The 3025-nt window shown below is 47.6% G+C and carries 2 protein-coding genes and 1 pseudogene; all 3 read right to left on the bottom strand.

What is annotated here, in order from left to right; genetic code table 11:
- The coding region (locus tag EPO18_RS00360) for a hypothetical protein (protein ID WP_292428934.1) at positions 1-563 on the bottom strand (563 nt) is incomplete at its 3' end.
- Positions 564-754: 191 nt separating this feature from the next.
- Positions 755-2782 carry a cytochrome c family protein gene (locus tag EPO18_RS00355; RefSeq protein WP_292428931.1) on the bottom strand — a complete coding sequence of 676 codons (2028 nt, stop codon included), beginning with the start codon at positions 2780-2782 and terminating at the stop codon, positions 755-757.
- A 47-nt stretch (positions 2783-2829) separates the two neighbouring features.
- Positions 2830-3025, bottom strand: a pseudogene (locus EPO18_RS00350) (hypothetical protein); the annotation flags it as partial.

The raw sequence follows: 3025 nt of genomic DNA, 5'->3' as shown, positions 1-3025 counted from the left end.
ACTGTAACGGAACGCTGCTCTATGCGAATATTGTCGAGAGCGACTTGTGAATTGTGGCCATCGTCTTCGTCATTCAATTCAAAGGAAAATGCCACTGAACGACCGATAAAGGATGATAAATTAAAAGAAAAACTTGAGCCAACCGTTGAGGCATCAATTGTGGCAATTAGGGTGTCTAAGCCGCTATCAAACTCATCGTAAAGCCAGACTTGCAGATTGTCACTGGAGCCTACACCCGATTCCAGTACATCTTCAGCCAACGTGGTGAAAAAAGCATCGAATTTAAAAAAGTCGTCCCCGGCGCCTAGCACGATAGGATTAGCGAAAGAAAAAGAACCGTCGTCGCCTTGAACAAGGACCGAAGAATAAGGCGCCACATTATCACCGGTCGATAAAACCGCTTGGCCCGCAGCTTGTTGAGCATCCCCGCCATTTGAGACGGCTGACCAGCCGGACAAGTCCGTATCAAAAGTACCGTTTACAATGGGTGTTGCTGATACGGCGTTTGATAACGCCATGGAAGCTATGAATAAACTTGAGAGCATTATTTGTTTTTTGAACATAACTTTAATCCGTATGGTTTTTACTAGATCCAAATACATATACAATAAATGAGCCGACTTCTTATCTGCTCATAAAAAACATAAGGTTAAATAATACAAATAAACCAACTGACCACGCATAACCCACGGTTGTAAAAAAAGCTGACAAGTCATTGACGTCTTGCTTCGTCTTTTGACTATTCTTTACGCCGTTATAATCGCGGTTCCACCACGGCAACTTCGGGTTTTATTTTAATCGGCAACAGCATTGAACTGGTTGCCATTTCAACGACAGGCAATTCAACCTTATCATCCTTTAGCGCCCATCTGGCGTAACGGTTATTGAGTTTTCTATATTTTAGGCCTGCGGTTACGATTAACGGCCCTTTTGCATCATCCGGCACTTTGAAAGAAAAGCTGGTTACATCGGTTCCTCCTGAAGGAATAACGCGTTTAAAGCTATCGCCGACCATGTTAAACAGATCGTGTCGCCATACGGCATTACCGATTCGGTCGATCGGGATCGATTTATAAAAATACGCTCCTTGCTCGACATTGTTGTCCTGATCCAGATAGCCTGATTCATAAATCTTGCGTCCCTGCCCGTCCTTCACCAAAAAATGTATCCATGCCTCATTTATATCGGTGGTGCCGCCCGGAAAGGCATGGCCAACCTGGGCATTGGTTACCGCAACTTTGAGAGTGACATTTTCTCCAAGATAAAAATAAGTGGGCGCTTCAGTCGATTCGATCAGTTTAGGATCTACATATCTGGTACTTTCCGTGGCATCCGGCCGATTAGGCTTATCTATGCTGATGCGCATCTGGTCCGCTGTTAAAAACCGGCGGGTACGCTCCAACTGGGCTTGATTTTGAGTAACCCAAGGAATAGCTGTGTTGCCTCCCATATTAAAATGCGTTTTAACGAGCCCTTCTCGATTGGCGGAAGGGTCCTTCCCTGCTTGAAGCGGAAAATGGCAATCTTGACAGCGCCGCTGTTGGGCATGCGCGAACGTTTGCCGGGTTTGCCCGGAATAAGGTCCGTTTAACCAAGCGGTATAATCGTCTTGCATTTTTACCCAGCCCCAATTGTTAAAATCCTTATCCATAAACTGGGCATGACAGGTTGCACAGATCTCCGACGTTGCCAAAACATTCCGCGCCAAATCGGCCCTATGCTGCTCCGGCTTTAGCCGTATCAGCAGATTATGAAGGAAAGTAGGCACTGCTTGCTGCGAGCCCTCAAAAAGATAAGGCACGGGCGGTTTAAAGCGGAAACTCGCCACACCTTTCACATGTTCGACACGGTCAATGCCGTGACAACTCATGCAGCTTACGCCTTCCTGCAGGTGCCCCGGCGTATCGAGCTTACCGCCCTTAGTCAGCTGTCCGCTCAATAATGCGGCAGGCGCATGACAGCCTTCGCAGTACCGGGCCGCTTCTATGCCTTTTTTGTCTGAAAGCAGATTAATATTGGTTTGATAGGTTTTATCGGAACCTGCCTGAGCATGGATTGACGCTTTCCATTGCTCTGCAATTTCCTGATGACAGCTAGCACAACGCTCGGAAGCTCCTAACCGTTTGGCGTCAAAGAATCCACCGGTGCTGGTTTCCGTTTGACTGGGCCGAAAAGGGTGGTCGCCATAAGCATAGACATATGGCTCAACCGCAGGGGCATCCTTGAACGGATTTTCCCGAGCCTGATACAGTCCGGTTGCAATGAGCGCCAATAGCAAGCTCGTCAACAGTATTTGTGTCGTGATTTTGAGAAAACCGCCCGATAGCGATGGAAACCGGTTGGGCTCGTTTTTTTTGCGCTTGACGGATAAGGATAAGACATGAAAGACAATATGTACGGCTAGCAAAATCAAAATAATTGCCGCCAGCCAAATATGCGCCTGAAAAATCCAACGCCGGGCTTCGGATTGACCTTCTATAGCAATGCTTAATCCTGAGCCGGCCAACGCCAGAAACGCCAATGCGGAAAATAGTCCGGAAAACGATATCCATGGCCGACGCAGACCGATAGTCCTTCGAAAATGCACGATGATGTAAGGCGCCAATAGTACGACGGCAATTATCCCCAACAATGTATGAATCAGATAAATCCATTGCGCAAATACCGAGAGGCCCGGCCAAAATAAACTGAAATAACCGCTGATTACCAGGACAATGGTTATGGCGGCCAATGGCTTCGCCAGATTTCGCTCGGATGTTATTTGGCTATTTTGCTCGCTCATGCTCCGCCCCCTGTATAACTGAGCTGATGTTACGCAGTTGCTCGGATTTAGACTGCATCAACATTTTTTATTATTAAAGTGTCGCTACCGCGATGTTCTTTGAATCGGGTTCTCGCACCCGAAGGCGAGTTACTTTCTTTTGCGTCGCCAAAAGAAAGTAACCAAAGAAAAGGCGACCCGGTTGCCGCTTGCTTCCTGCGCTCCTCGCTTTCGACGGGGGTTGCCAGAAGGGCCATCCTTGGC

This window comes from Methylobacter sp., assembly GCF_004322395.1.
In the GTDB taxonomy this organism is placed as follows: Bacteria; Pseudomonadota; Gammaproteobacteria; order Methylococcales; family Methylomonadaceae; genus Methylobacter_A.
This window is presented reverse-complemented; position numbering and strand designations above follow the sequence as displayed.

Excerpts from the sequence above, each read along its gene's own strand:
- EPO18_RS00355 (WP_292428931.1), bottom strand. The coding sequence starts at position 2,782 with ATGAGCGAGCAAAATAGCCAAATAACATCCGAGCGAAATCTGGCGAAG.